Below are 24,572 nucleotides of genomic sequence, written 5' to 3' on the forward strand. Positions count from 1 at the left end.
ATCTCGCCGTCTCCGGCCGTCTCAGCAGGCGGACAAAACCCACGGACAGCGACGACCTCCTTACTTCGGGTCACGGATACGATCCAGCACGGCCAGCCGTCCTTCGCGCTCGATGCGCCGGGTCGTCACCCGGTCCGGGTAACAGCGGGTGAACATGTTCGTGAAGTGCGTTCCGTAGTAGATGACCTCCTCGCCACCCGCCAGTGGCCGGACGGTGGTGCCGAACGACGGCTCGTGGAAGTACGCCAGCGTGTACCGCTCCCGGGTGGCGAGGCGGACCTTGTGCGGGGTCGACAGGAGGCGGCCGCCGGTGAGGAACTGCAGGATGTCGCCGGGAAAGACGGTGAACACGCCGGGCTCGGGCTCGACGAAGTGCCACGGTTCGTCGTCCTGGTACATCCCGGCCGTGCTCTCCCCCGGCAGCCAGTTGCGGTTGCGGTGCTCCCCGGGCACCGGCGGCCGGATGGACAGCCCGCCGACGTCGTCCTGCGCGGCGATCACGAGCAGTCCGTAGTCGGTGTGCGCGCCGATCCCGCGTTCGGTGGTCGCGGACCGGGCCGGGAACCGCAGCACGCGCATGTGGTGCCAGCCCTCGCGGGTGAGCCGGGTCAGCCGGTCGATCTCGACGCCCAGGCCGAGCGCGACGAGCTGCAGCAGCTTCTCGCCGATGCTCCCGACCTCCCGGAGGTGGGCCATCATCGCCGACCGGTAGCTGTCGTCCGGCCAGGGCACCGGCCCGTGGCACGGCCAGCTGCCGGTGACGCGGGGATCGCCGAGCGGGATGTCCGGGCAGATGGTGAAGATCTCGGAGAAGTCGGCTTCGCCCGCGGTCACCTCTTCACCCGAAGCGATGTACCCGCTGTAGGTCAGGTCGCTGACGAACTTCGCCTTTTCGGGGAGCGACCGGGCGAAGAACCGGCGGCTCTCGGCGAGCGCTTCCCGGGCGATCCGGTCCTGCTCTTCGGTGGCCGCGACCTGGAAGATGCCGTCGGTCTCCCAGGTCCGGACCAGCTGACGGCCCAGGATCCGATCGACGGTCCGCCCGCCCACGGATCCGGGCAGCTCGAACGTACGCATGGTTGTTCACCTTTCGCGCGGTGGTGGGGAACGCTCACCACACGAAAGCCGGGAAATGCCGGTTCACAAGGATCAGCGGCCCCCGCCGGCCTCCAGCACCGCACCCGTCGTGAACGACGACGCCTTCGAGAGCAGGAACAACACGGCTTCGGCGATTTCCGCCGGCCGCCCAGGCCGGCCCAGCGGAATCTGCGGCGCGTACTTCGCCATCCGGTCCGGCAAACCCGCGGCCGCGTGCAGGCCGGTGTCGACCATGCCCGGCCGGACCGAGTTGACCCGGATCCCGTCGGCGGCGACCTCCTGCGCGAGCCCGAAGGTCAGCGTGTCGACGGCGGCCTTCGACGCGGCGTAGTGCACCCACTCCCCGGCCGAGCCGGTGCGCGCGGCCGTCGACGAGATGTTGACGATCGCGCCGCCGTCGCCGCCGTGGCGGGTGGACATCCGGCGGACCGCCTCGCGGCAGCACAGGAACACCCCGGTGACGTTGACGTCGAGGGTGCGCCGCACGACGTCGACCGCGTAGTCCTCGAGCCGGCCCGGGGTGTTGCCGGTGATCGCCGCGTTGTTGACCAGGCCGGTCACCGGCCCCAGCTCGGCGGCCGCGTCGAACAGCGCGCGGACGTCGTCCTCGTCGGAGACGTCCGCGCGGAACGCCAGCGCCTGCCGTCCGGAGGCACGCACCCGCTCGGCGACGGCTTCGGCGGGCGCGGCGTCACCCGAGTAGTTGACGACGACGTCGTAGCCGCGGGCGGCGGCCAGCGCGCAGATCGCCGCGCCGATCCCGCGGCTGCCGCCGGTGACGACGAGGGTCAAATCGCGAAGTTCGCCAGCGGCAGGTTCTCCAGCACCAGGTCGGCGCGATCGCGCGTCTGCGAGATCAGGTCGGCGTTGCGCTGGTCCGAGCCGAGCGCGCGCTGCCGGGCTTCGACCAGCGACCGGCCGTAGCGGCGGTGGCGCGACACGAGCCGTTCGATGCGCTCGGGCTCGTCCGGGGCGAGGAACCAGGCCTCGGTGAGCAGCGGCCGGATCGCGCTCCACGGGTCGTCCGGCAGCAGCAGGTAGTTGCCCTCGGTGATGACGAGCTGGACCTCCGGCGGGACCGCGACGGCCCCGGCGATGGGCTCCTCGATCTCGCGGCGGAACTCCGGCGCGTACACCGTTTCGCGGCCTTCGGCGAGGCGGCGGATCAGGTGGTAGTAGCCCGCGGCGTCGAACGTGTCCGGGGCGCCCTTGCGCTCGGTGCGGCCCAGCCGGCGCAGCTCGACCTGCGCGAGGTGGAAGCCGTCCATGCCGACCACCGCGGCGCGCGAGCCGAGTGCGTTGGCCAGCGCCCAGGCGAGCGTGGTCTTGCCGGACGCGGGCGAGCCGATGATGCCGAGCACGTTGCGCTGCCCGCGCACGGTCAGCCCCTCGGCCCTGGCCAGCAGGTCGTCGAACGCCGTCATGTCCTGTTCCTTCCTGCGATCGCGGTCGTCCACGACCGCGGTCCCACATGCCGCACCCGTTCGGCGGCCACCTCGTTGGCGAAGCGGATCCGGTCCGTCACCGTCCGTTCGCGTGCCACGGCCACGGCGAGCGCGCCGTGCCAGACGTCGCCCGCTCCTAGTGTGTCCCGCGCTTGCACCGCGGGCACAGCCACCTCACCCGAGCCGCCGTCCGCAGTGGACCAGCGCACCGGGCCGGGGCCCGCCGTGGTGATGACGGTCGGGACGCCGCGCTCGTGCAGGCCGGGTTCCGGCGCGCGGAAGTGGGCGGAGCAGGCGGCGATGTCCACCAGGGGCAGCAGCTCGTCGAGCACGGGCTTCCAGCTCCCGGCGTCGAGCACGACCGGCGCCTCCGCTCCCTTCGCGACCGCCAGCGCAAGCCCCGGGTAGTGCCCGTCCAGCAAAACAACATCCGCTGCCAGAAGGGGCACTTTCACGTGAAAGTGCCGCTCGGCGGCGTTGCGGGAGACGACCGTGCGCTCGCCGTCACGGGTGCGGACGGTGGCCGCGCTGACCGGGGGCGGGTCCGGCAGGTCGGGGGCGAGATCGATCAGCCGGACGCCGTGGGACTCCAGGTCGGCGCGGGCGAGCGCGGCCAGCGGGTGTGCCCCGAGGACGGTCAGCAGGGTCGCCTCGGCGCCGAGCGCGGCCGCCGTCACCGCGGCGTTCGTCGCGGGCCCCCCGGCCGCGACGTCCACCTGCAGTGACTGCACCTTCTCGCCCGGCGCCGGAAGCTCCTCGACCCGCTGGACGACGTCCACGGTGCACAGGCCCGCCAGCAGCACCTTCACTTCAAGCCGGCCACGTGGGTCGCCGCGGCGGCCTCTTCGACTTCGCCGTTCTCGTTGAGCCGCAACGCGCCCGTGAGCAGGCCGACGACCTGGTTCATCGAGTGCGTCTTCGGTGAGACGACCGCGACGCGCTTGCCGAGGCGGTGCACGTGGATGCGGTCGGCGATGTCGAACACGTGCGGCATGTTGTGGCTGATCAGCACCACCGGCAGGCCGCGGTCGCGGATCCGGCCGATCAGGTCGAGCACCTTGCCGGACTCGGCGACGCCGAGCGCGGCGGTGGGCTCGTCCATGATCACGGCCTTGGTGCCGAACGCGGCCGCGCGCGCCACCGCGACACCCTGGCGCTGACCACCCGACAGCGTCTCGACGGGCTGGCTGATGGACTTGATGTTGATGCCCAGCTCGTCGAGGATCCGCTGCGCCTCCGACCGCATGGTGGCGGTGTCGAGCTTGCGGAACAGCCCGAGCGGCCCCTTGAGGCGCTTTTCCCGGCCCAGGAACATGTTCGACGCGATGTCGAGCGCGGGCGCGACGGCGAGGTCCTGGTACACCGTCTCGATGCCGTAGTGCCGGGCGTCCAAAGGGGACTTGAAATGGACGGTCTTGCCGTCCACTTTGATCTCGCCTTCGTCGGGGATCACCGCGCCGGACAGGGTTTTGATGAGTGACGACTTGCCGGCGCCGTTGTCGCCGACCACGGCGAGCACCTCGCCGGGCAGCAGGTCGAAGTCCGCGCCGTCGATGGCGGTCACGCGGCCGTAGCGCTTGACCAGTCCGCGAGCTTGCAGGATGGGTTCACTCATGACTGCTGCTGCCTCCTCGCGATCCGGTCCACCACGACGGCGGCGATCAGGAGGGCGCCGGTGGCGAGGTCCTGGTAGTTGCCGTCGACGTTCATCTGCGTGAGGCCCGACCGCAGCACCGCCACGACCAGCGCGCCCATCAGCGTCCCAAGCACCGAGCCGCGGCCGCCGAAGAGGCTCGTGCCGCCGAGGACGACGGCGGTGATCGAGTCGAGGTTGCCGAGCTGGAACTGGTTCGGGTCGGCGTTCGGCGTCCGGCCGAGCGCCTGCCAGGCGGCGATGCCGAAGGTCAGCCCGGCCACGATGTAGACCGACAGCACCGTGCGGTTGACCTTGATCCCGGACAGCCGCGCGGACTCCGGCGCGTTGCCGACCGCGTAGACGTGCTTGCCCCACGCGGTTTTCGTCAGCGCGTACCAGACGCCGAGGTACATCAGCAGCGCCAGCGTCATGCCGTAGGTGATCGGGATGCCGCCGAACAGGTAGCGCTTGGTGCCGAGCCACTGCAGCACCCCGTCGGTCACCGGGACGGCCTGGCCGCCGGCGATCAGCTTCGACACCGCGGTCAGCATGGTGAACGTGCCGAGCGTGATGATGAACGCCGGGAGCTTGATCCGCGTCGCGAGGCCGCCGATGAAGAGGCCGACGATGATCGTCAGCACCACCCCGGCCAGCAGCGCGACGAAACCGTTGGTGTCGGCCGCGGCGAGCTTCGCCATGATCAGCGTCGCGACGACCATCGAGGCCGCGTTGGACAGGTCGATGCCCGCGATCAGGATGACGAGCGTCTGGCCCAGCGCGAGCGTCCCGACGACGAGCGACTGCTGGACCACTGTGGACAGGTTGTCGAGGTCGAAGAACGTGTCCGTGGCCAGCGAGAACACCACGATCGCGACGACCAGCGCGAGCGCCGGGCCGACCGCGGGGGCGCGGAGCAGGAAGTCGCCGAGCGATTCACGTTCCTTCGTTGCCACTGCTGTCGTCATTTCGCGCCTCCCCAGCAGTTCTGCAGGCCCCAGGCCGAGTCGTGGCTCTCGATGCCGGGCAGGGGCTTGTCGGTGATCACGGCGGAGCCGGTGTTCACGAAGCCGGACGGCTTCTTGCCGGTCTTGGCGTACTCGACGGCGGCGAGGACGCCCTGCTCGGCCATCTTCTTCGGGAACTGCATGACGGTGGCGGCGAACTGGCCGTCCTTGACGTTCTGGACGCCTTCGCAGCCGCCGTCGATCGAGCCCATGACGATCTGGCCGGTGAGCCCGCGGGCCTTCAGCGCCGCGTACGCGCCGCGGCCCATCGGCTCGTTCATCGAGTAGACGGCGTTGATGTCGGTGCTGCGCTGCAGCAGGTTCTCCATGCCCTGCTGGGCGAGGCTCTGGTCGCCGTTGGCCGCGGTGTGGCCCTTGATCTCCGGCGAGCCGTCGGTGAGGCCGATGCCCTTGAGGAACCCGGTGTGGCGCTGGGTGTCGACCGAGCTGCCGGCGGTCCCGTCGACCATCAGCAGCTTGGGCGGGACGCCCTTGAGCGCGGCCTTGACGTAGGCGCCCTGCTGCTCGCCGGCCGCGAAGTTGTCGGTGGCGAAGGTGGCGTCGACCGCGTCGGCCGGTTCGGTGGCGGTGTCGAGGGCGATGACCAGCACCCCGGCGTCGCGGGCGTCCTTGATCGCCTTGAGCACGCCGGTGGACGAGCTGGGCGTGATCAGGATGGTGTTCGCGCCCTGCTGGCGGAGGTTCTCGATGGCGCGGACCTGGCCGTCGTTGTCGCCGTCGAACTGGCCGGCGAGCGCGCTGAAGTCGGCGCCGTTGGCCTGCGCGGCCGCTCTGGCGGCGTTGCGGAGTTCGACGAAGTAGGGGTTGGTGTCGGTCTTGGTGACCAGGCCGACCTTCGCCTTGCCGCTCCCGCCCGTGTTGGTGTTGCCGCCCCAGTGGCGTTCGACCGTGCACCCGGTCGTCGCGGCGAGGACGGCGGCCAGCGTGAGTGCGGTGAGACTTCGCTGTCTCATGGGTTCCCACCCTTTGTTCCGGTTCGAGGCTTGCCGATGGACCGGAAGGTAGACAGACTGCTGCGAGGACGCAAGCGTTTGCGCAAACGCTTGCCGGGAAGGACTGGTATGCCTCAGCCGAGATCTTCGCGGCCGACCCAGCGGGACATCGCCGAGCTCGCGGGTGTCTCGATCACGACCGTCTCGCACGTGGTGAACGGGACGCGCGCGGTCGCCGAGGACACCAAGGCGGCGGTGCTGCGGGCGATCGAGTCGACCGGCTACACCGGCGACGCGATCGCGCGTTCGCTGGTCACCGGGGGGACGCGGTCGATCGGGATGGCGATCTCGCTGGTGGCCAACCCGTACTTCGCGACGTTGATGCAGGCGATCGAGCGGGAGGCGTCGGCGCACGGCTACACCGTCCTGCTGGCCGACACCCACGACGCGGCGGACACGGAACGTGACACCGTGCGGGCGCTGCGCTCCCGTCGCGTCGACGGCCTGCTGATCACCCCGGCACCCGGCGACGGCCCGGTGATCGGCGAGCTGGTGTCGCTGGACGTGCCGACGGTGCTGATCGACCGGCTGTCCACCCGCACCGACGTCGACCAGGTCGGCTCGGAGAACATCCAGGCGACGTCGGCACTGACCGCGCACCTGGCGACGCTCGGGCACCGGCGGATCGGGATGATCAGCGGCGTGCCCGGGTTGTCGACGAGCGAGGAGCGGGTGCTCGGCTACCGGCTGGGGCTGGGCCGGTCCGGGCTCACCTGGTCGTCCGAGCTCGTGGCCTGCGGAAACTCCTCGCGCGAGGGCGGCGTGCTGGCGTTGAGCACGTTGCTGGCGCTGCCCGAGCCGCCGACGGCGCTGGTCGTCGGGAACGACAGCATGATGGTCGGGGTGCTGCACGAGGCGCGCCGCCGCGGGCTGCGGATCGGGCGTGACCTGCCGGTGGTGGTCTACGACGACGTCGAGTGGGCGGACCTGGTCGACCCGCCGCTGACGACGATGGCGCAGCCGATCGAGGAGATCGGCCGGCAGGCGGTGCGGCTGCTGCTGGCCCGGATCAACGACCCGGCGCGCAAGGCCGAGACGGTCCGGCTCGCACCCACCCTGCGTCACCGTGAGTCGTGCGGCTGCCCACCGGTTCACTCACTTCAGTGAATCTGGGTTCCTGACACCTCCGTACGGCCGTTCAGCGGATACGTTTCCGCTGAGCGTCTGCGAGGGCTTATGACCGCACTTTCGCCGGAGCTCCGGTTGTGGGACCCCCCGGTCACCTACCGGATCGGCGTCGCGATGGGTGTGACCGCGAACCCGTACTCGGGTGAGCTGGTGCGCGCGATCAGGGCGGCCGCCGCGCAGGCGGGGTGCGACGTCGTGCTGGCCGACACCGGCGACACCGGCAGCGAAGAGGCCGAGGTGGTGCGCGCGCTGCGGGCCGACCTGGTGGACGGCGTGCTGCTGGTCCCCTCGGCCGGCGACGAAGCGGTGATCAACGGGCTGGTCCGGATGGGCGTGCCGACGGTGCTGGTGGACCGGGTGGCCGCGCGCAACGACGTCGACCAGGTGGGCACGGAGAACGTGCACGCGGTGGCGTCGCTGGTCCGGCACCTGACCTCTCGCCGCCACCGCAAGATCGGCCTGGTTTCGGGGGACGAGAGCCTGGAGGTCAGCCGCGAGCGCGTCCGCGGCTACCGGCTGGGCCTGGAGCAGGCGGGCCTGCGCTTCAACCGCGAGCTGGTGGAGTGCGGGTTTTCGAACGCGGGCGGCGCCACCCGGGCCACGGCCAAGCTCCTGGACGGCTGGCCCTCCCCGACGGCGCTGGTGGTGGCGGACGAGTCGATGCTGGTGGGCGTCCAGTACGAGGCCCACCGCCGCGGCATCCGCATCGGCTCGGAGCTGGCGGTGGTGGGCTACGGCGACATGGACTGGGCCCGCCGGGTGAGCCCGGCGGTGACAACGCTGGTCCAGCCGGTCGCGGACCTGGGCCGGCGGGCGGTCCAGCTGCTGATGTCCCGCATGGCGGACCCGGACCGGCCACCGGAGTCGGTCTGGCTGACCCCGAAGTTCCTCCACGGCGCTTCCTGCGGCTGCTGAGGTCGTGAGTGGCAAGGCGCGTTCTAACTCGCCTTACCACTCACGACAGCGTTGCCGCGGCCTCGAGGAGCATCCAGCCGCCCACCTGGACCGACATGTCCCGCTCGGGGGCGTCCTCCGGCAGCGGCCACGGTGCCGGGCGGTCCCAGTACGCGCTGAACAACGGCCCCTCCGGCGTTTCCGCGGCGCCCGACCAGCAGGCGTCCGCCGACGTCAGCACCAGTGACCGGGCCGTCGATGCCTCCGGGCCGGGTAGGGCGCGGGCCGCCAGGGCCAGGTAGCGGGCCAGGATCGCCGCGAACAACCCGCCGTCGCCGCCGCCTTGGCCGCGGAGCACGCCGCCGGGCGCGAGGTGCTCCGCCACCGCACGAACCGTCCGCGCAGCCTCGTCCATTAAGGACAGTTCTAAGCACGCCCCGAGGTAAACGCCTTGGCAGTACGTGTAGATGTGCTTGACGAGCTCGCCCGTGTTCGCGCGAATGCCATCCCAGACCAAACCGGACTCGGGGTCGACCAAAGTGGACGTCAGCCAGTCCGTCATCGCACGGGCGCGGGCGGTGTTGCCCGACCGGGCGTGGAAGATCGCCGCCGGGCCGTTGGCCGGGGCGTTCTTGAAGTCGTCGCCGCGGCGCCACCAGATGCCGCCGCCCGTCGCCGCTGTCCAGCCCGACAGGAGCCGCGTGTCGATCGCCGCCAGGGCCGGGCCAACGTCGATGCCCAGCGGCGAAACCCGTTGCAGCGCAAGGCCGAGCCACGCGATGTCGTCGTAGTAGTCGTTCGTCCACTTGCCGAAGTTGCGCAGCCGCACCGAACGCACGAACGCGCGGATCAACGCGAGCCGGGCCGGCGAGGGCGCCCGCAGCTGGGCGTCGACCAGGGTGTCCAGCAGGTGGGCCTGCCACCAGTAGTTCCAGTGCCAGTGCAGCCGCTGATCGGCCGAAGCCGGCCAGCCGCTGCGGCCGAGGACCGTGCCGGGCAGCGCCCACACCCGGCGCAGGTGCCGCGTAGTCACCGCGCGTTCCGCGGCCGAGACGTCCATGACGCAATCGTGCCTTGCCCATCGACATACCGCTCGGTATGTTCAGTGGTCATGACGACGGCCCACGTCACCTGCCCGCTGTGTGAAGCCACCTGCGGTCTCGAAGTGACGCTCGACGCGAACCAGCAGGTCACGCGCGTCAAAGGAGACGACGAGGACGTCTTCTCGCGGGGCTACATCTGCCCCAAGGGCGCGTCGCTCGGCGCGCTGCACCACGACCCCGACCGGCTGACCGCCCCGCTGCTCAAGCGCGACGGCGAGTTCGTCGAGGTCAGCTGGCAGGAGGCGTACGACGAGATCGCCCGCCGCCTCCCGCCGATCATCGAACAGCACGGCCGGGACGCCGTCGCGGTGTACGCGGGCAACCCCGGCGTGCACAACATCGCGCTCACACTCTACGGCCGCGTGCTCTACAAAGCCTTGGGCACCAAGAACTTCTACAGCGCGACCTCGGTCGACCAAATGCCGAAGCACTACTCCGCCGGCACCATGTTCGGCGACCCGCTGGCCATTCCGGTCCCCGACCTCGACCGGACGCGGCACCTGCTGATCCTCGGCGCCAACCCGCTCGTCTCCAACGGCAGCCTGATGACCGCGCCGGACATCCGCGGGCGGCTGCGCGGCATCCGCGAGCGCGGCGGCAAGATCGTCGTCGTCGACCCGCGCGTCACGCGCACCGCCCGCTTCGCCGACGAGCACCACGCCATCCGGCCCGGCACCGACGCGCTGCTGCTGTTCGCGCTGGTCAACGTCCTGTTCGCGGAAAACCTCGTCGACCCTGGCCGCCTGACCGAGCACCTCAACGGCCTCGACGACGTCCGCGCGCTCGCCGAGCCCTTCACCCCGGAAGCCGTCGCCCCGCGCACTGGCATCGACGCCGAAGAGATCCGCCGGATGGCACGGGAGCTGACCTCGGACAACGCCGTGGTCTACGGCCGGATCGGGACCACGACCCAGGCGTTCGGCACGGTCGCGAGCTGGCTGGTCGACGTCCTCAACGTGCTCACCGGCCACCTCGACGCTCCGGGCGGCGCGATGTTCCCGCTGGCCGCGTGCCAGCCCACCGGGAACCGGCGGCCGTTCGCCGTCGGACGCTGGCACAGCCGCGCGCGCGGCTACCCCGAGGTCGTCGGCGAACTGCCGGTCGCGACGCTCGCCGACGAGATCGAAACGCCGGGCGAGGGTCAGGTCCGCGCGCTGATCACGGTCAGCGGCAACCCCTGCCTGAGCACGCCGAACGCCGGCCGGCTGGCCGCGGCGCTGGAAACCCTCGACTTCATGATCTCGGTCGACGTCTACCTCAACGAGACGTCCCGGCAGGCCGACGTCATCCTGCCCGGCCCGTCGCCGCTCGAACGCCCGCACTTCGACCTGGCCTTCTACCAGCTGTCCGTCCGCAACGTCGCCAACTGGACACCGGCGACGCTCCCGTCGGCGCTGCCGCAGGAGTGGGAGACGATGCTGCGGCTCACCGGCATCGTCGCCGGTCAGGGCCCGGAGGCCGACGTCGCGGCGCTCGACGACTTCGTCGCCGCCGACGTCGCCCGCCGCGCGAAGGTCGAGCTCACCCACGACCGGACCGGGCCCGCCCGCCTGGTCGACCTGATGCTGCGCGCCGGCCCGTACGACGTCACGCTGGCCGACCTCGAAGCCGCGCCGCACGGCATGGACTTCGGGCCGCTGAAGCCGCGGATCCCGGAGGTGCTCTGCACCGCGTCCGGCCGGATCGAACTGGCCCCGGCCGGGATCGTCGCCGACGTCCCGCGGCTGCGCGAAGAACTGGCGAAGAGCCCGGACGAAGGTCTCGTGCTGATCGGCCGGCGGCACCTGAGCTCGAACAACTCGTGGATGCACAACCTCGAACCGCTGGTCCGCGGCGGCAACCGGTGCACGATCCAGGTCCACCCCGCCGACGCGACGCGCCTGGGCCTCACCGACGGCGGCCTCGCCTCGGTGACGTCCCGCGCCGGAAAACTGCAGGTCCCGGTGGAGGTGACCGACGACATCCGGCCGGGTGTCGTGAGCATCCCGCACGGCTGGGGCCACGACGTCGACGGCTCGCGGACGCGGGTGGCTCGCGCGCACCCCGGCGTCAACTCGAACCTGGTCGCCGACGAGACGCTGCTGGACGTTCCGTCCGGAACGTCGGTGTTGAACGGCATTCCCGTCGAGGTCACCCCCGTCTGACGCTTGACACCGCGGCGGGCCGTCGAGGATTCTCGACCCGGCATGTTTACGTGAACATCGGAGTTCGCATGGCCCGCCTTCGTCACTGCCTGCTCGTCCTCCTGCTCGTTTCCCTGATCCAGGTCCCGCAGAGCGCGTCCGCGGCCACGAACGGCTTCCGCGGCGTCAACTGGGCGGACGCCCGCGACAACTACGTGGACGGCTGGGTGATCCCGACCGGTCTCACCGCCGGGGACAGCTACGACAGCGTCCGCAGCAAGGCCGACGGCATCATCACCGGCTTCCAGCAGAAGCTCGGCGCGAACACCGTGCGGCTGCCGATCAACCCGCAGAGCGTGAACTCGGACTGGTGGGGGCGGTACAAGGGCGCCGCCGACTCGGCCCTGTCCCACGGCATGAAGGTCATCTTCGGCTACTGGGAAGCGAACAAGGACGGGTTCGTCGACGACACGAACGCCTGGAACACCATGTGGGACAAGGTGACCGCCGACTACGGCGGCAACGGCAACGTCTACTTCGAACCGATGAACGAGCCGTTCGGCTACAGCCTGAACGCCTGGGTGTCGCTGTGTTCGTCGTGGCTGTCCCGGCATTCGAACATCCCGCGCGGCCGGGTGCTGATCAGCGGCACCGGCTACAACGACAACGTGACGGGTGTCGGCGCGGCGAGCGTGTTGGACGGCACGCTGCTTTCCCTGCACTTCTACGGCTTCTGGGCTTCGGACACCACCCGCTCGGCGTGGACGACGAACCTGAGCACCCGGCTCGGTTCGTACTCCTCGCGCACCATCATCGACGAGGCCGGCGCCCCGATGACGACTGGCCTGAACTACTCGGCCGGGCACCAGGACGGCAACAACTTCACCGCGTACTTCGCCGCCACCACGGACTTGGCGCGGTCGCGGCAGATGGGCGTCGTCTACTGGCCCGGCCTGCGTTCGGGCGACACGTACTCGATCACGCGGCAGAGCGGCAGCGGCCTGGAGACGAACAACGCGACCGGGGTGGCGCAGCTGCGCTGGGGCTGGGGCCTGTAGGGCTCACCAGGCGCGGCCGAGGTCGGCGTGCTGCCGGATCCAGGCGTGCATGACGATCCCGGCCGCGACCCCGGCGTTGATCGAGCGGGTCGTGCCGAACTGGGCGATCGACACCACCAGCGACGCGGCTTCCTGCGCAGGCAGCGAAAGCCCGGGCCCCTCCTGGCCGAACAGCAGCACGCACTCGCGCGGGATTTCGGCCGTCTCGACCGGCTGGGACCCGGGCGTGTTGTCCACGGCGACGACGGCGAGGCCCCGCTCGGCGGCGAAGGCGATCAGGCCGTCGACGTCGTCGTGGTGGCGCAGGTGCTGGTAGCGGTCGGTGACCATGGCGCCGCGCCGGTTCCAGCGGCGCCGTCCGACGATGTGCACCTCGGCCGCGGCGAAGGCGTTGGCCGTCCGGACGACGGTGCCGATGTTGTGGTCGTGCTGGAAGTTCTCGATCGCGACGTGGAACGGGTGCCGCCGGCTGTCCACATCGGACACGATGGCTTCGCGGCGCCAGTAGCGGTAGGCGTCGACGACGTTGCGGCGGTCGCCGTCCCGCAGCAGCTCGGGGTCGTACCGTTCGTCGGCGGGCCAGTCACCCGGCCACGGGCCGACGCCGACCTCTTCGCGGCTGACCCACTCGGTGGGTCCGGGCACTGTGTTCATCCGGGGCTTCGCCCCGAGCCGGGGGCTCCGCCACCCGGGCCCCCGCAAAAAAGCACTGTGTTCACCCGGCGATTCTCGCTCACCCGAGGTGAACGGGCCGCACCTGGGTTTCCTCGTCGTGACGGTGGCGCCACCGGTGGTAGACGCCGACGTAGGAGTAGGTGACCACCACGATCGCGACGATGCCGATCGCCGGCAGCCACGACTGCGGGAACACCGTTCCGTAGAGGTAGTAGGAGTTGAAACCGCCGGGCAGGTCGCCGAGGCCCTGCTGGTGGCGGAAGTAGTTCTCCAGCGCGGTGAGCGGGCACGGCACCGGCGTCACGTTCACCAGGACGCCCCAGGCCGCGGCGAACATGTGGATGAAGATCAGCTTCGGCCAGCGCCAGGCGACGAAGCCCCCGAACCCGATCAGCACCAAGGCCAGAATGTGCACCACGACGGTCACGTCGGCCAGGAACTTCGCCATCGCACCCCCTCCACCGATCCCCCTACCAGCGACTTTACTCCGCCCGGTGATCTCGTTCGCCCTTATAAATGCCCAGTGGGGTGATGTTCAACCCTGCGGAGCAACCAATTCACCTCGGCGGTGACGGAGGCGTCACACCCGGTGGGAATTCCGGCGGCCGCTTCGCGGGGTACTCCGTCGGTTCCTCGTGCGGGTACTGGTCGGGGGCACCGTCCGGTTTCTTCCGGTTCGGGTCGTGCGGGTCCTCCTTCTCCATGCCCCGACGGTACGCCCTGGTCAGCGCGCCCGGACCCCGGATTTCGCGGTCAGCCGAATCTCCAGCCGCACGGGGAGCCGGCCGACGTCGAGGGCCTGCCGAAGCCGGGGCACGGCGTGCTCGGCGATCCGCTGCCGCAGGGCGACGGGATCAGCGTCCCGGTCGGTGGTGACGACCAGGTCCAGGGCCGGGGCGTCCCGCGGTCCGGACAGCCGGGCGGACGCGGACCGGACGCCGGCGTAGGTCTCGACGTCGGCCGCGACCGGGGCGGCGGCCGCCGCGGAGGGCAGGACGGTCACACCGGTGTCGCCGCTGGTCCGCCAGGTGGTGGGTTTCGGGCGGCGGAACACCTGGGCGGCCAGCCACCGCAGGCAGAGCAGGCCCACGAGGACGGCGACCGCGATGGCGAGGTAGCAGACCCACGTGGGTGGCGGGGCGGTGCCGGGAACGAGCGGGGCGGCGGGGTCGAGGAGGCGGAGTTCGCCGAAGTGGGTGGCGACGGCGAACCCGCCCGCGGCGACGAGGGCGAGGCCGATCAGCGCGAGGAGGACGCGGTTCAGGACGGCGGGGCGGTTCATCGCGCACCTCCTCGCACCCGGACGCGCACGTCCGGCACCTCGGCCAAGCCCACCCGCTCGATCCGCTCCTCCACCGCCGCCCGGACGGCGTCCGCCAGGCCGTCCCGGTTCGTCCGATTGGTCCGGACCTTCAGCCGCACCTTCCGGCGGCCCAGCCTGAGCCTGACCCCCGCCACCCCGTCGACGTCCTCGGCCGCCGCGCGCAACGACCGCTCCAGCCCGTGCCGGGGCGTGCCCGCGTCGATTCCCTCCGCCGCTGCCAGCGCCAGCGCCACCGGGCGGCCCCGCAGCACCGCCGCCGCCAGGAGCACGCACCCCGCCAGAACCGCTGCCCCGCCCCCGACGAGCACGGGCAGTTCGTTCCAGGACGTGTCGTGCACCCGCGCGGCGACGGTGTCGTACGACAACACCGGCCGCTCGCCGAGCAAGCGCTGCACCAGCGCCGTCGTCACCACCGCGCAGACCGCCAGCAGCACCAGCGCCGTCAGGACCGCCGGCACGCTCCGCCGGGGCCGCCTCACCGGGCACCCCCGGCGATCGTGATGTCCACGCGCTCCACGCGCAGGCCGGTCAGCTCCGCCGTCCGCTCGCGCAGGTGCGTCCGGACCCGCTCGGCGGTCGCCGTGATCGGGGCCGGGTAGGCCACCGGCAGCGCAATGTCCAAAGTGGTCACTGATCCGTCCACAGTGGCCTCCGCCGTCACGGCACCGCCGATGCCGTCGACCTCGCGGGCGGCGCGGGCGGCGATGCGCCGGACCGCTCGCGGGGCCACCGTCGTCACTCCGCGGTCCACCGCTACCTCCGATCGCGGGCGGCGCCCACCAGGGCGGCCAGGTCGAGCTTGCCGTCGGCCCAGCGCCCGGCCAGCAGGCCGAGGCCGCCGAGCACCAGCACCGCGACGAACGCGCCGAATCCGCCGAAGCCCGCCGCGAAGCCCAGGGCCAGCCCGTACAGCAGCCCGATCAGCGTCGCGTTCACTGGACCCGGTCCGATCCCGTGGACTCCTCGTCCTCGCCCGGGATGTGGACGTCGGTGACGTTGATGTTCACCTCGACCACCTGCAGCCCGGTCATCTGCTCGATGGCCGTGATCACGTTGCGGCGCACCGACCGCGCGAGATCCGCGATGGCGACGCCGTACTCGACGAGGACCTGCAGGTCGACCGCGGCCTGCTTCTCGCCGACCTCGACCGACACGCCCTGGCCGACACTGGCGGACGCGCCCGGGATGCGGTCGCGGATGGCGCTCAGCGCCCGCGCCGCGCCGCCGCCGAGGTCGTGCACGCCCCGGACCTCGCGCGCGGCGAGCCCGGCGATCTTCTGCACCACGGTGTCGGCGATGGTCGTGGTGCCCTGCTTGGTGACGAGCGCCGATTCGGTGGTGGCCACGGCGTTCTTCTCGGCCGTCACAGTCATGGTGGTCCTCCCTGGATGTCCTTGCGGGACAAGGCTTTCCGCCTTGTTCGTAGCTAAGGACACCGCCGGCGGGAGACCCTCACTGTGGCCTGCCTCACAAGAAGGCGGCCCCGTCGAGGTCCGTGACTTCCAGCCGCAGCCGCGCTTTCTCCCACTCGGTGCCGGCCAGCACCGGGCGCACGGCGGCCGCCGCCCGCTCCAGCAACGGCGGGATCGGCAGCCGCGTCGCGATCAGGCGGATCCGGACCACCTCCGGGCCCAGGTCCACCGCCATGCCGTCCCAGGACACCGGCAGCCACGTCGTTTCCGGCGAAACCGGCGTCGCCGGGCGAAGACCGTCCACCTCGTTGAGCGCGCCGACGATCTTCTCGACGGCTTCGGCCGCCGTCACCGGGCGACCGGCTCGATGTCCATGATGGACACCGACACCTCGTCGACGACCAGCCCGGTCTGCTCGGCCACGAACCGCGTCACCGCGCGCTGAACCGCGCGGCCCACCGCGGCCGCCTGGTCGGCCGCTGCCGTGACGAGGTCGACGTGGACGGTCACCCGGCCGTCGGCCGTGCGGACCCGGACACCGTCCGCCGGGGCCGGGTCGAGACCCTTCCAGCGCTGGCGGGCCGCGCGCGTCCACGCCGTCACCAGGCCGCGCAGGCCCGGCTCGAGCCGCACGACGCCCGGCGTGCTGATCGCCGCCCGGGCCGCCACGCTGGCGATCACCGGGTCGGCCACCACGTAATCGACGCTCATTCCCCTGGCTCCCCGTACACGTCATCCACGATCAGGTCGAGCTTCGCGAGCGTCAGGCCCACCCGGGCCGCGGCCGCCGCGGTCACCCGCTCCCGCACCTGCGCCAGCGCTTCACCGCCGGCGGCGTTCCGCAGGCTCACCGCGAGGGTGAGTTCCACTTCGACCCCGCCGGGGACGGGCCGCACCCGGCAGCGCCGCGCCCGGACGCCGTCGACGGTGTCCGCCGCGTACCGCAGCACCGCCGCCACCGCCTGCTCGCTGACCTCGACGTACCCGGGTTCGGGGGTCGGCAGCCGCACCATCGAGCCGCGCCGCACCTCCGCCCGCACGGCCGACATGATCCGGCCGAACAGGTCCGGCGACGGCGCGTCCGCCTCGGCCACCAGTTCCGACGTCGCCTCGCGCAGCGCCAGCAGGCTCTCGCGCGCGGCCCGGCAGTGCGGGCAGGTCAGTTCGTGTTCGTCGGCCAGCCCGGCGCCGACCGCGTCGAGCCGCGCCCACACCTGGTCGACATCGCGTTCGCAGGGCAGCTCGTAGTCCGTCATCGCCATGGCTTCATCACCTCCGCCAGCTGGGCCCGGGCGCGCGCGATCCGGCCGCGGACGGCGGTCGCGTTCACGCCGACGGTTTCGCCGATCTCTTCGTAGGACCGGCCGTGCACTTCGCGCAGCAGCCAGCACGCCCGTTGCTCGGGAGTCAGCTGCTCGAGGGCCGCGTTCAGGGCCGCGAGCTGGCTGCTCACCTGCACCGCCCGTTCCGGCTGCAGATCGGTCCGCGGCGACTCGGCGGTGTCCAGGTCGACGTCGGCCTGCGGCTTGCGCGCGCGGATCGCGTTGAGGCACCGGTTCGTGGTGGCCCGGTAGAGCCAGCCGACGAAGGCGGCGTCCTCGCCGAGCTGGTCGAGCTTGCGCCAGGCGTTGAGGAACACCTCCTGCACGACGTCCTCGGCGTCACCGCGGTGCGCGAGCATCTTCACGGCGAGCCGGAACATCGGGCCCTGGTAGCGCAGCACGAGCTGCTCGTACGCCCGGACGTCCCCATCCCGCGCGCGGCCGACGAGAGTCACGTCGTCGAGCGGCGTAGTCGTCGTCACGGCACCTCCTCGGGGGGAGGACACCGGCGGGCGCGAATCGTCACGCACCGATTCTGGGTGATGGTGGTCACCACGGCGAATCCGTGACGATCACGCGTCGCGGTGGTCCTTGCCGCACCAGGGCGCCCCGCCGGGGCGCCGTCGAGCACGTGAAGGACGCCGCCAAGGACCTGTTCGGGAAGCGAGCCGCGCGGACCGGGGACGGAGAGTCCCCGATCCGCCGCGTCAGTTCAGGCCGTCAGTTCAGGCCACGGCGTCAGTCCAGGCCGAGGTCGTCCTTGCCGAGGACGTACCGGTACTCGAGGCCTTCCTTCTCGATCGCCTCGCGCGCACCGGTGTCGCGGTCGACGACCGTCGCCACGCCGATCACGTCCGCGCCCGCTTCGCGCAGGGCCGCGACCGCTTCGAGCACGCTGCCGCCCGTCGTGGACGTGTCCTCCACCGCCAGGACGCGCTGACCGCGGACCTCCATGCCCTCGATGCGCCGCTGCATCCCGTGCTGCTTGACCGCCTTGCGGACCACGAACGCGTCCAGCACCACGCCGTCGGACGCCGCCGAGTGCAGCATCGCCAGTGCCACCGGGTCGGCGCCCAGGGTCAGGCCGCCGGCCGCCACGTAGTCCCAGTCCGCCGTCAGCTGGCGCAGGAGCTTGCCGATCAGCGGCGCGGCCGCGTGGTGCAGCGTCGCCCGCCGGAGGTCGATGTAGTAGTCGGCTTCCTTGCCGGAGGCCAGGGTCACTTTTCCGTGCACCACGGAAAGATCGGTGACCAGCCTGGCCAGTTCGAGTTTCGCCGCTTGATCCAACCCGGGGTTCGCCACGGCCGAGAGTCTTACACACGGCCGGGTTCACTCACCGACGGATGTGGCGTCGACCGCACGCCCGCGCGTCGCCGCCCAGGCCGGGACCAGGATCGCCACCAGCGACAGCACCACGGCGATCGCGAGCACCACCAGGTAGATCGCCACCGGGCCGGACGGCAGCACCGACCCGGTCACCACCAGGCAGAACGGCACGATCGCGCCGGCCGCGACGAGCGTGCCGAGCAGCACCGCGATGGTCGCGATCAGGGCGCCTTCGACCCCGGCCATGCGCAGCACCTGCCCGCGGGTGAAGCCGCTCAGCCGCTGCATCCCGAACTCGCGGCGCCGCCGCGCGGTGGCCATCACCAGCGTGTTCACCACGGAGATGACCGTGTACGCGAGGATCATCCCGACCAGCAGGTAGTTGACCCAGGCGCCGACCTCGTTGCCCTTCGCGTGCGCCGCGATGAGCGTCTCCCGGTCGCCGACGAACACCGGCAGCCCGGCCGTCGCCTCGCGAAGGCGGGACGTCAGGGTCGCCGCGTCGACGCCGGGAGCGGCCCGGACCAGCAGCTGCGGCACGAGCCCGAGCGTCGTGTGCGGGGCCAGCAGCCCGGCGGGCAGCACGAGCCGTTCGAAGCCGGGGCGCTGGTCCACGACGGCGCTCACCCGCACGTCCACCGGCGTGCCGTCGCCGAGCCGCAGCGACAGCGTGTCGCCGACGTGGTGGCCGAGCGTCGACGGCACCTCGACGGCGTTCCCGGTCAGCTCGCTGACGCCCAGCGCGGGCCGGCCGTCGTCGTTCTGGCCGGAGTCGAACGGCTTCTCGACGAACACCGTGCTGGTCACGTACTCTGACGCGCTGGCGACGCCCGGCACCGCGCGCACCCGGTCCAGCACCGCCGGGTCCAGCCCGCCCGGCGCGCCGACGACGGCGTCCGCGCGCAGGTCCTCGGTGAACGCCTGGTTCGACGCCGCTTCCTGGGTGGTCTGCAGGTAGATGTTGGCGGTCGCGATGCCGACCGCGAGCATGATCGGGGTGACCGCGCCGGCCGCCCGCACCGCGCCGACGCGGGTGTTGCGCAGCGCGACCCGGCCGTTGACGCCGGTGAGCGCGTGCACCGGCCAGCGCAGCAGCGTCGCCATCAGCTTCGTGACGCCGGGGCTGATTGCCGCGAGGCCGAACGCCCACAGCATCACCGCCGGGCCGGCCGTGCTGGCCGCGACCGGGCCCGTCATCACGGCGACCGTCACGATCGCGAGCGCCGTCCCGCCGCCGAAGCACAGGATCGCGGTGATCAGCCGGATCGGCGTCAGCCAGCGCCGCTCGACGGCGGCTTCGGCGAGGGCTTCGGTCGGGCGGACCCGCGAAGCGCGCCGCCCGGCCACGAAGGCCGCGGCCACGACGGCCAGCAGCGACGCGCCCGCGGCGACCGTCGCCGGGAGCCAGCCCTGCTCGAACCGGAGCACGTCCGGCACGATGCCGTGGTCCCTGAGCTGCCCGAACAGCCCGTTCCCGAGCACCGGCCCGAGCACCACCGCGACGCCGACCGCGAGCAGCCCGACGACGACCGCCTCGCCGAGGACCATCCGCCGCAGCTGGCGCGGGGTGGTGCCGACCGCGCGCAGCAGCGCGAGTTCGCGCTGGCGCTGCTGGGTCGACAGCGTCAGCGTGCCGGCCACGACGAACACCATGACCAGCGCCGACAGCCCGCCGGACACCGCGGCCAGCACGATCAGGTTCTCGCCGCTCTTGCCCGTCTCGGGGAACTCCAGGGCACCGCGGTCGACGCCGGTCGTCACGACGCCGGCGTCCCCGACGGCCGCCGACACCGCGGCGACGTCGCCGCCGAAGACGCCGATGACGTCGTAGCGGCCCGGGTGCCCGGAGAGCTCGTCCGCGTCCGAAGGCGCGAAGAACACCGCGGAGTCCCGCATGGCCTGCGGCGCCTCGGCGATCCCGGAGACGCGGTACTGGCCGACACGGCCGTGCGCGGCGACCGGCAGCGTGTCCCCGGCGGCGAGGCCGAGCCCGGCGTCGACGACCACTTCGCCCGGCTTCGGCGCTTCGCCCTTCAGCGTGTACGGCGTCAGCACGGCGGAATCCCAGGCGTGCCCGAGCACGCTCGCGGCGCCGATCTGCGCCGGGAAGGTGACCTCGCCGACCACGTTCGTGACGCCCGGAACCGCACGCAGGCGGCCGGCCAGCGCCGCGTCGAGCCGGACGCGCTCGGGCAGGGTCGCGGTCTCGGTCTTGTGCTTGTCCTCGGAATCGAGCGTCGCGGGGTCCTCCCGCGGCTGCTCGAACGTCTGCCGGCCGCCGACCACGATCGGCGCCGCGGCCAGCCGCTGCACCGGCGTCTCCGACCGGATGCCGGTCTCCATCAGGCCACCGCACGCCGAGATGACCAGCGCGCCGAAGAACACGGCGACGAACGTCGCCAGGAAGCCGCCCTTGCGCAGGCGGAGGGTCCGCAGTGCCAGCTTGAGCATCAGGCTCGCACCGCCAGCCGGTCCCAGGCGCCCAGGTGGGTCATCCGCTCGGCGACGGCTTCCGCGGTCGGCCGGGCCAGCCGCCCGGCGATCCGGCCGTCGGCCAGGAACACGACGTCGTCGGCGTAGGACGCGGCGACCGGGTCGTGCGTCACCATGATCACCGTCTGGCCCGACGACCGGACGGAGTCGCGCAGCAGGCCGAGGACCTCGGCGGCGGTGCGGGTGTCGAGGGCGCCGGTCGGCTCGTCGGCGAACAGCACCGCCGGGTCGGTGACCAGGGCCCGCGCGATCGCGACGCGCTGCTGCTGGCCGCCGGACAGCTGCCCGGGCAGGTGCTTGCGGCGCCCGTCGAGCCCGACGTGCGCGAGGATCCGGTCCACCAGCCGCTTGTCCGCGCGCTTGCCGGCCAGCTGCAGCGGCAGCACCACGTTCTGCTCGACCGTCAGCGCCGGGAGCAGGTTGAACGACTGGAACACGAAGCCGACGCGATCGCGCCGCAGCTTCGTCAGGTAGGTCTCGTTCTTGCCGTCGAGGTCTTGGCCGTCGAGCACGACCCGGCCGGACGTCGGGCGGTCGAGACCGGCCGCGCAGTGCAGGAACGTGCTCTTGCCGGACCCGGACGGGCCCATCACCGCGGTGAAGCCGCCGCGCGGGAACGCGATCGAAACCCCGTCCAGCGCGACCACGCCGTCGCCGTACTCCTTGCGCACGGCCTCCAGCCGGACCGCGTCGGCTGCCTCGTGCCACCCAGTTGTCATGGGAAAAACGCTATTGAGCCGGCCCCCGGATCACCCTGGTGCGCACGCGCGTCTTGTGGGTAGGGACATCCCTACCGGGGCACTTTCACGTGAAAGTGCCCCGGTGGCGTCAGGTGCGGCCCTTGCCGCCGAACCCGCCGCTGACCCGGCGCAGCACCGCGCGCGGCAGCAGGCCGCCAAGCGCGACGACGGCCTTGTACTGCAGGCTCGGCACGGAGATCACCTTGCCGCGGCGCAGGTCCGCGAGTGCCTCGTTGACCACCTGTTCGACACCCAACCAGGCGATTTTCGGGCCGGGTTTGCCGATGCCGGCGCGCTCGTGGAACTCGGTGGCCGTGAAACCGGGGCAGAGCGCCATCATCCGGACACCCTTGGGCAGCGACGCGGCGATGCCCTCGGTGAAGGAGGTGACCCAGTTCTTGCTCGCCGTGTAGGTCGAGCCGCGGCCGCTGAAGAACCCCGCCACGCTGCTGACCTGGATGATTTCGCCGTGACCGCGTTCGATCATGCCGGGCAGCACGGCCCGGGTGAGCCGCAGGACGGCGGTGACGTTGACGTCGAGCTGCCGCTGGAGCGCGTCCGGCGGGATGGTCCAGAAGTCGCCGTTCAGCCCGAACCCGGCGTTGTTCACCAGGAGGTCGACCGGGGCCGCCGCGAGCCGCTCCTCGACCGCCGCCCGTCCGTCCACTTCGGACAAATCGGCGGGGAGCACCTCGACCGCGACGCCGTGGCGTTCCCGCAGTTCAGCGGCGTACGCCTCCAGCCGCGCGACGTCACGGGCGACGAGCACCAGGTCGCGCTTTTCGGCGGCGAGCGTGCGCGCGAACTGCGCGCCGATGCCCGCGGTGGCCCCGGTGATGAGAGCGGTGGTGGTCATGTGGGTGAACATACTCGCTGGTCACGGGCGGACGTGCGTTCGATTCGGCGGGGAAGTATGGTCCGCCGCATGGGTAAGCACAGCAGGCGCAAAGGCGGCTATCTGCCCAAGGTCGCCGCCGGCGCGGCTCCCGTCGCGCTGCTCTTCGCGGCGCCTGCCACCGCGCTGGCGTCCCCGGCCGAGCTCACCCTGCCGCTCGACCACCACGACGACAGCACGTTCGGGCGGGACGTCTCGACCACCGGCGAGGACGGGTCCACGGTGGTGCGCGAGACGGTGACCGCCACGCGCCACGACTTCGTCGCGAAGGACATCGCCGGCGCGATGCTCGGCAACGACCTCACGGCGTCCGCGACCACCCGCCGCGAGGAACGGCAGGCGGAGACGGCGTCGGCGTCGGCGTCGCAGGAGACCGACTCGTTCGGCCGCACCGGCCGGCACACGCTGCGTCTCGGCCAGGTCCGCACGGGCACCGGGAACAGCCAGCGGCTCGGCCAGGGCGTCGGGCAGGACTTTTCGTTCGCCCCCCTCGGCGGCTACGTCGAGCGCCGGGCCGGGATCGGCGAAGGCACGACCCACGGCGTCTGGCTGGCCGACGGGGTCGACGTGCTGAGCCAGAACGCCGAACAGGCTGACGGCGGCCTGCACGGCAGCTTCGCCGGCGACCTCCAGGGCGCGCTGTCGGCCCGCCGGTCGTCCGGCCAGGCCGTCGACCTCGGCCGGGTGGGCGCGGTCGGGATGACGTCCGAGCAGCACGCGGCCGGCCAGCTCACCGGCGTCCTCGACCTGGGGCAGCAGCACGAAGCGGGCGGCCAGCTGGGGCCGGCCTGGGCGCTGGCGAAGACGACCCAGTCCCTCGGCCCGGCCGGGCCGGAGGGCTCGATCCGCGGCGACCTCGGCGTCGACCGCGTCGTGCACGCCGAAGGCAGCACGACGTCGGTGCGCGGCACGCTCGACCGGTCGGCGGCCCTCAGCGTGTTCGACCAGCCGGTGCTCGGCTTCTAGCTTTCGCTCGGCGGTGCGTCCGCGGGCGGCGGCACCGGCGTCCCGGCCGCCGGGTTGCCCGGCGCCGCGGGTGCGGTGGCCTCGGACGGAACGGGGGCGCTCGCCTGGTGCCGTCCGGCGTCGTAGTCCTCGTCGAACGGGTCGACGATGTCCGCGATCTCGCCCAGGTCGCGCAGCAGGCGCTCCAGCCGCGACGGCCCGGCGGTCGGGGCGACGCTGGCGAGCACCCACTCGTTCTCCAGCCAGGCCACGCCGACGTCACCGCCGAGCTGGTCCGCGGCGTCGACGAGCTCCTGGGTGATCACGACGCGGGCGCCGTCGGCGTCGTCGGCGAAGGCGTAGCGCGAGCCGATCGGGCCGAGCATCTCGGGCATGTCGGCCCGCTGGAACGGCACGCTGGACAGCCACATCTCGATCGGGATCCGGTGCTTCTTGTTGCAGCGCACGGCGACGACGACGGCGGGGATCTGCCCCTCGGTCTCGATGTCGAAGATGAACACCGGGCGGCGGCCGTCGGAGGTGAAGGTCGAACCCGCGACGACGTTCACCGCGGCGTCCGCGCCGAAGTAGCCGATCGCGCCGTTGGACCACTGCTGCGGCAGCCGCTCGTCCTCCTCGACGAACTGCCAGCCGCGCAGCTGCGCCCAGCGCATGCGCTCGCGGTTGCGCGAGCCCTCCTTCGCCCGGTCGGCGGCGAGCAGCCCCAGCCCCGCCACCAGGGCGACGGCCGCGATGACGAACCAGATCCACGCCGGAATACCCACGACGGCCAGGGTATCGCCTGTTACGCCGGAGGGATGATCGCCGGTCCCCGTGTCGCCGGGCCCATTCGGAGCATTTTCCGCACCGGGCCGGGTCGACAAATCGCCACAAGCCACTGTGGACGCCCCGGCTTCGTGGTCTGCCGCGGCTGTCGT

Annotated in this window: 29 protein-coding genes; 5 read left to right on the plus strand and 24 right to left on the minus strand. The window is 72.0% G+C overall.

Annotated elements, in window-relative coordinates:
* Window positions 1-60: 60 nt before the first annotated feature.
* The 7 genes from AB0M93_RS36930 to AB0M93_RS36960 form a co-directional block, all read right to left on the minus strand.
* Window positions 61-1,077 carry a 2OG-Fe(II) oxygenase family protein gene (locus AB0M93_RS36930; protein WP_364282814.1) on the minus strand — a complete coding sequence of 339 codons (1,017 nt, stop codon included), beginning with the start codon at window positions 1,075-1,077 and terminating at the stop codon, window positions 61-63.
* A gap of 72 nt (window positions 1,078-1,149) precedes the next feature.
* Complete coding sequence (locus AB0M93_RS36935) at window positions 1,150-1,890, minus strand: SDR family oxidoreductase (RefSeq protein ID WP_364282817.1); 741 nt, start codon at window positions 1,888-1,890, stop codon at window positions 1,150-1,152.
* The gene (locus AB0M93_RS36940) at window positions 1,887-2,522 is read right to left on the minus strand and encodes a nucleoside/nucleotide kinase family protein (RefSeq protein ID WP_013230842.1); all 636 of its coding nucleotides are present in this window, start codon (window positions 2,520-2,522) and stop codon (window positions 1,887-1,889) included. The genes AB0M93_RS36935 and AB0M93_RS36940 overlap by 4 nt, the downstream gene beginning before the upstream one ends.
* Entirely contained in the window at window positions 2,519-3,346 is an 828-nt protein-coding gene (locus AB0M93_RS36945) for a PfkB family carbohydrate kinase (protein ID WP_364283037.1), read from the minus strand. The genes AB0M93_RS36940 and AB0M93_RS36945 overlap by 4 nt, the downstream gene beginning before the upstream one ends.
* 2 nt (window positions 3,347-3,348) lie before the next feature.
* A complete protein-coding gene (locus AB0M93_RS36950; protein ID WP_285987298.1) occupies window positions 3,349-4,158 on the minus strand; it encodes an ATP-binding cassette domain-containing protein in 810 nt (269 codons plus the stop codon).
* The gene (locus AB0M93_RS36955) at window positions 4,155-5,144 is read right to left on the minus strand and encodes an ABC transporter permease (protein ID WP_364282820.1); all 990 of its coding nucleotides are present in this window, start codon (window positions 5,142-5,144) and stop codon (window positions 4,155-4,157) included. The genes AB0M93_RS36950 and AB0M93_RS36955 overlap by 4 nt, the downstream gene beginning before the upstream one ends.
* The gene (locus AB0M93_RS36960; protein ID WP_364282823.1) at window positions 5,141-6,157 is read right to left on the minus strand and encodes a substrate-binding domain-containing protein; all 1,017 of its coding nucleotides are present in this window, start codon (window positions 6,155-6,157) and stop codon (window positions 5,141-5,143) included. The genes AB0M93_RS36955 and AB0M93_RS36960 overlap by 4 nt, the downstream gene beginning before the upstream one ends.
* A 108-nt stretch (window positions 6,158-6,265) precedes the next feature.
* Between AB0M93_RS36960 and AB0M93_RS36965 the strand changes: the two genes are divergently transcribed.
* Together AB0M93_RS36965 and AB0M93_RS36970 are read left to right on the plus strand one after the other, a co-directional pair.
* On the plus strand, window positions 6,266-7,303 hold the full coding sequence (locus tag AB0M93_RS36965; RefSeq protein ID WP_364282826.1) for a LacI family DNA-binding transcriptional regulator: 1,038 nt from the start codon (window positions 6,266-6,268) through the stop codon (window positions 7,301-7,303).
* A 69-nt stretch (window positions 7,304-7,372) separates the two neighbouring features.
* On the plus strand, window positions 7,373-8,239 hold the full coding sequence (locus tag AB0M93_RS36970) for a substrate-binding domain-containing protein (RefSeq protein ID WP_364282829.1): 867 nt from the start codon (window positions 7,373-7,375) through the stop codon (window positions 8,237-8,239).
* Window positions 8,240-8,279: 40 nt separating this feature from the next.
* On the opposite strand, the gene AB0M93_RS36975 is transcribed toward AB0M93_RS36970, so the two are convergent.
* On the minus strand, window positions 8,280-9,278 hold the full coding sequence (locus AB0M93_RS36975) for a glycoside hydrolase family 76 protein (protein ID WP_364282831.1): 999 nt from the start codon (window positions 9,276-9,278) through the stop codon (window positions 8,280-8,282).
* Between the two features lie 51 nt (window positions 9,279-9,329).
* On the opposite strand from AB0M93_RS36975, the gene AB0M93_RS36980 reads away from it, so the two are divergent.
* Together AB0M93_RS36980 and AB0M93_RS36985 are read left to right on the plus strand one after the other, a co-directional pair.
* Entirely contained in the window at window positions 9,330-11,465 is a 2,136-nt protein-coding gene (locus AB0M93_RS36980; RefSeq protein ID WP_364282834.1) for a molybdopterin-dependent oxidoreductase, read from the plus strand.
* Between the two features lie 68 nt (window positions 11,466-11,533).
* Window positions 11,534-12,502 carry a cellulase family glycosylhydrolase gene (locus AB0M93_RS36985; protein WP_364282837.1) on the plus strand — a complete coding sequence of 323 codons (969 nt, stop codon included), beginning with the start codon at window positions 11,534-11,536 and terminating at the stop codon, window positions 12,500-12,502.
* Window positions 12,503-12,505: 3 nt separating this feature from the next.
* On the opposite strand, the gene AB0M93_RS36990 is transcribed toward AB0M93_RS36985, so the two are convergent.
* The 15 genes from AB0M93_RS36990 to AB0M93_RS37060 form a co-directional block, all read right to left on the minus strand.
* Window positions 12,506-13,156 (minus strand): RNA methyltransferase, encoded by a 651-nt coding sequence (locus AB0M93_RS36990; protein ID WP_364282840.1) that lies wholly within the window; start codon window positions 13,154-13,156, stop codon window positions 12,506-12,508.
* A gap of 79 nt (window positions 13,157-13,235) precedes the next feature.
* Window positions 13,236-13,625, minus strand: coding sequence for a DUF2784 domain-containing protein (locus AB0M93_RS36995; RefSeq protein ID WP_364282843.1), 390 nt, complete (start codon window positions 13,623-13,625; stop codon window positions 13,236-13,238).
* 276 nt (window positions 13,626-13,901) lie between these two features.
* Window positions 13,902-14,459 (minus strand): alkaline shock response membrane anchor protein AmaP, encoded by a 558-nt coding sequence (gene amaP / locus AB0M93_RS37000; protein ID WP_364282846.1) that lies wholly within the window; start codon window positions 14,457-14,459, stop codon window positions 13,902-13,904.
* Window positions 14,456-14,980 carry a DUF6286 domain-containing protein gene (locus tag AB0M93_RS37005; protein ID WP_364282849.1) on the minus strand — a complete coding sequence of 175 codons (525 nt, stop codon included), beginning with the start codon at window positions 14,978-14,980 and terminating at the stop codon, window positions 14,456-14,458. Before AB0M93_RS37005 ends, amaP begins: the two co-directional genes overlap by 4 nt.
* Window positions 14,977-15,252 (minus strand): Asp23/Gls24 family envelope stress response protein, encoded by a 276-nt coding sequence (locus tag AB0M93_RS37010; RefSeq protein WP_364282851.1) that lies wholly within the window; start codon window positions 15,250-15,252, stop codon window positions 14,977-14,979. Before AB0M93_RS37010 ends, AB0M93_RS37005 begins: the two co-directional genes overlap by 4 nt.
* 2 nt (window positions 15,253-15,254) lie before the next feature.
* Entirely contained in the window at window positions 15,255-15,437 is a 183-nt protein-coding gene (locus AB0M93_RS37015) for a hypothetical protein (protein ID WP_364282854.1), read from the minus strand.
* Complete coding sequence (locus tag AB0M93_RS37020) at window positions 15,434-15,874, minus strand: Asp23/Gls24 family envelope stress response protein (protein WP_364282857.1); 441 nt, start codon at window positions 15,872-15,874, stop codon at window positions 15,434-15,436. The genes AB0M93_RS37015 and AB0M93_RS37020 overlap by 4 nt, the downstream gene beginning before the upstream one ends.
* 94 nt (window positions 15,875-15,968) lie before the next feature.
* The gene (locus AB0M93_RS37025; RefSeq protein WP_364282859.1) at window positions 15,969-16,265 is read right to left on the minus strand and encodes a hypothetical protein; all 297 of its coding nucleotides are present in this window, start codon (window positions 16,263-16,265) and stop codon (window positions 15,969-15,971) included.
* Window positions 16,262-16,624, minus strand: coding sequence for an Asp23/Gls24 family envelope stress response protein (locus AB0M93_RS37030; RefSeq protein WP_364282862.1), 363 nt, complete (start codon window positions 16,622-16,624; stop codon window positions 16,262-16,264). The genes AB0M93_RS37025 and AB0M93_RS37030 overlap by 4 nt, the downstream gene beginning before the upstream one ends.
* Window positions 16,621-17,175, minus strand: a complete 555-nt coding sequence (locus AB0M93_RS37035) for an Asp23/Gls24 family envelope stress response protein (RefSeq protein ID WP_364282864.1) — start codon at window positions 17,173-17,175, stop codon at window positions 16,621-16,623. The genes AB0M93_RS37030 and AB0M93_RS37035 overlap by 4 nt, the downstream gene beginning before the upstream one ends.
* A complete protein-coding gene (locus AB0M93_RS37040; protein ID WP_364282867.1) occupies window positions 17,166-17,717 on the minus strand; it encodes a sigma-70 family RNA polymerase sigma factor in 552 nt (183 codons plus the stop codon). Before AB0M93_RS37040 ends, AB0M93_RS37035 begins: the two co-directional genes overlap by 10 nt.
* Window positions 17,718-17,973: 256 nt before the next feature.
* Window positions 17,974-18,537 (minus strand): orotate phosphoribosyltransferase, encoded by a 564-nt coding sequence (gene pyrE, locus AB0M93_RS37045; RefSeq protein WP_364282870.1) that lies wholly within the window; start codon window positions 18,535-18,537, stop codon window positions 17,974-17,976.
* Window positions 18,538-18,564: 27 nt separating this feature from the next.
* The gene (locus AB0M93_RS37050; protein WP_364282873.1) at window positions 18,565-21,012 is read right to left on the minus strand and encodes an ABC transporter permease; all 2,448 of its coding nucleotides are present in this window, start codon (window positions 21,010-21,012) and stop codon (window positions 18,565-18,567) included.
* Entirely contained in the window at window positions 21,012-21,773 is a 762-nt protein-coding gene (locus tag AB0M93_RS37055; RefSeq protein ID WP_364282876.1) for an ABC transporter ATP-binding protein, read from the minus strand. Before AB0M93_RS37055 ends, AB0M93_RS37050 begins: the two co-directional genes overlap by 1 nt.
* 109 nt (window positions 21,774-21,882) lie before the next feature.
* Entirely contained in the window at window positions 21,883-22,650 is a 768-nt protein-coding gene (locus AB0M93_RS37060; protein WP_364282879.1) for an SDR family oxidoreductase, read from the minus strand.
* A gap of 69 nt (window positions 22,651-22,719) precedes the next feature.
* Between AB0M93_RS37060 and AB0M93_RS37065 the strand changes: the two genes are divergently transcribed.
* Window positions 22,720-23,655: a hypothetical protein gene (locus AB0M93_RS37065; protein WP_364282882.1), complete on the plus strand. Its 936-nt coding sequence runs from the start codon at window positions 22,720-22,722 to the stop codon at window positions 23,653-23,655.
* On the opposite strand, the gene AB0M93_RS37070 is transcribed toward AB0M93_RS37065, so the two are convergent.
* Window positions 23,652-24,419, minus strand: a complete 768-nt coding sequence (locus AB0M93_RS37070) for a hypothetical protein (protein WP_364282885.1) — start codon at window positions 24,417-24,419, stop codon at window positions 23,652-23,654. The genes AB0M93_RS37065 and AB0M93_RS37070 overlap by 4 nt on opposite strands.
* Window positions 24,420-24,572 lie beyond the last annotated feature (153 nt).

This window comes from Amycolatopsis sp. NPDC051102 (genome assembly GCF_040682815.1).
Classification (GTDB): Bacteria; Actinomycetota; Actinomycetes; order Mycobacteriales; family Pseudonocardiaceae; genus Amycolatopsis.

Bases quoted from the DNA above. Each gene is read 5' to 3' on its own strand.
- AB0M93_RS36950 (WP_285987298.1), bottom strand. From the start codon at position 4,158: ATGAGTGAACCCATCCTGCAAGCTCGCGGACTGGTCAAGCGCTACGGC.
- AB0M93_RS37020 (WP_364282857.1), bottom strand. From the start codon at position 15,874: ATGACTGTGACGGCCGAGAAGAACGCCGTGGCCACCACCGAATCGGCG.
- AB0M93_RS36965 (WP_364282826.1), top strand. From the start codon at position 6,266: ATGCCTCAGCCGAGATCTTCGCGGCCGACCCAGCGGGACATCGCCGAG.
- AB0M93_RS36955 (WP_364282820.1), bottom strand. From the start codon at position 5,144: ATGACGACAGCAGTGGCAACGAAGGAACGTGAATCGCTCGGCGACTTC.
- AB0M93_RS36980 (WP_364282834.1), top strand. From the start codon at position 9,330: ATGACGACGGCCCACGTCACCTGCCCGCTGTGTGAAGCCACCTGCGGT.
- AB0M93_RS37030 (WP_364282862.1), bottom strand. From the start codon at position 16,624: ATGAGCGTCGATTACGTGGTGGCCGACCCGGTGATCGCCAGCGTGGCG.
- AB0M93_RS36975 (WP_364282831.1), bottom strand. From the start codon at position 9,278: ATGGACGTCTCGGCCGCGGAACGCGCGGTGACTACGCGGCACCTGCGC.
- AB0M93_RS36995 (WP_364282843.1), bottom strand. From the start codon at position 13,625: ATGGCGAAGTTCCTGGCCGACGTGACCGTCGTGGTGCACATTCTGGCC.
- AB0M93_RS36940 (WP_013230842.1), bottom strand. From the start codon at position 2,522: ATGACGGCGTTCGACGACCTGCTGGCCAGGGCCGAGGGGCTGACCGTG.
- AB0M93_RS37050 (WP_364282873.1), bottom strand. From the start codon at position 21,012: ATGCTCAAGCTGGCACTGCGGACCCTCCGCCTGCGCAAGGGCGGCTTC.
- AB0M93_RS36990 (WP_364282840.1), bottom strand. From the start codon at position 13,156: ATGAACACAGTGCCCGGACCCACCGAGTGGGTCAGCCGCGAAGAGGTC.
- AB0M93_RS37055 (WP_364282876.1), bottom strand. From the start codon at position 21,773: ATGACAACTGGGTGGCACGAGGCAGCCGACGCGGTCCGGCTGGAGGCC.
- AB0M93_RS36970 (WP_364282829.1), top strand. From the start codon at position 7,373: ATGACCGCACTTTCGCCGGAGCTCCGGTTGTGGGACCCCCCGGTCACC.
- AB0M93_RS36960 (WP_364282823.1), bottom strand. From the start codon at position 6,157: ATGAGACAGCGAAGTCTCACCGCACTCACGCTGGCCGCCGTCCTCGCC.
- AB0M93_RS36930 (WP_364282814.1), bottom strand. From the start codon at position 1,077: ATGCGTACGTTCGAGCTGCCCGGATCCGTGGGCGGGCGGACCGTCGAT.
- AB0M93_RS37060 (WP_364282879.1), bottom strand. From the start codon at position 22,650: ATGACCACCACCGCTCTCATCACCGGGGCCACCGCGGGCATCGGCGCG.
- AB0M93_RS37065 (WP_364282882.1), top strand. From the start codon at position 22,720: ATGGGTAAGCACAGCAGGCGCAAAGGCGGCTATCTGCCCAAGGTCGCC.
- AB0M93_RS37035 (WP_364282864.1), bottom strand. From the start codon at position 17,175: ATGGCGATGACGGACTACGAGCTGCCCTGCGAACGCGATGTCGACCAG.
- AB0M93_RS36985 (WP_364282837.1), top strand. From the start codon at position 11,534: ATGGCCCGCCTTCGTCACTGCCTGCTCGTCCTCCTGCTCGTTTCCCTG.
- amaP (WP_364282846.1), bottom strand. From the start codon at position 14,459: ATGAACCGCCCCGCCGTCCTGAACCGCGTCCTCCTCGCGCTGATCGGC.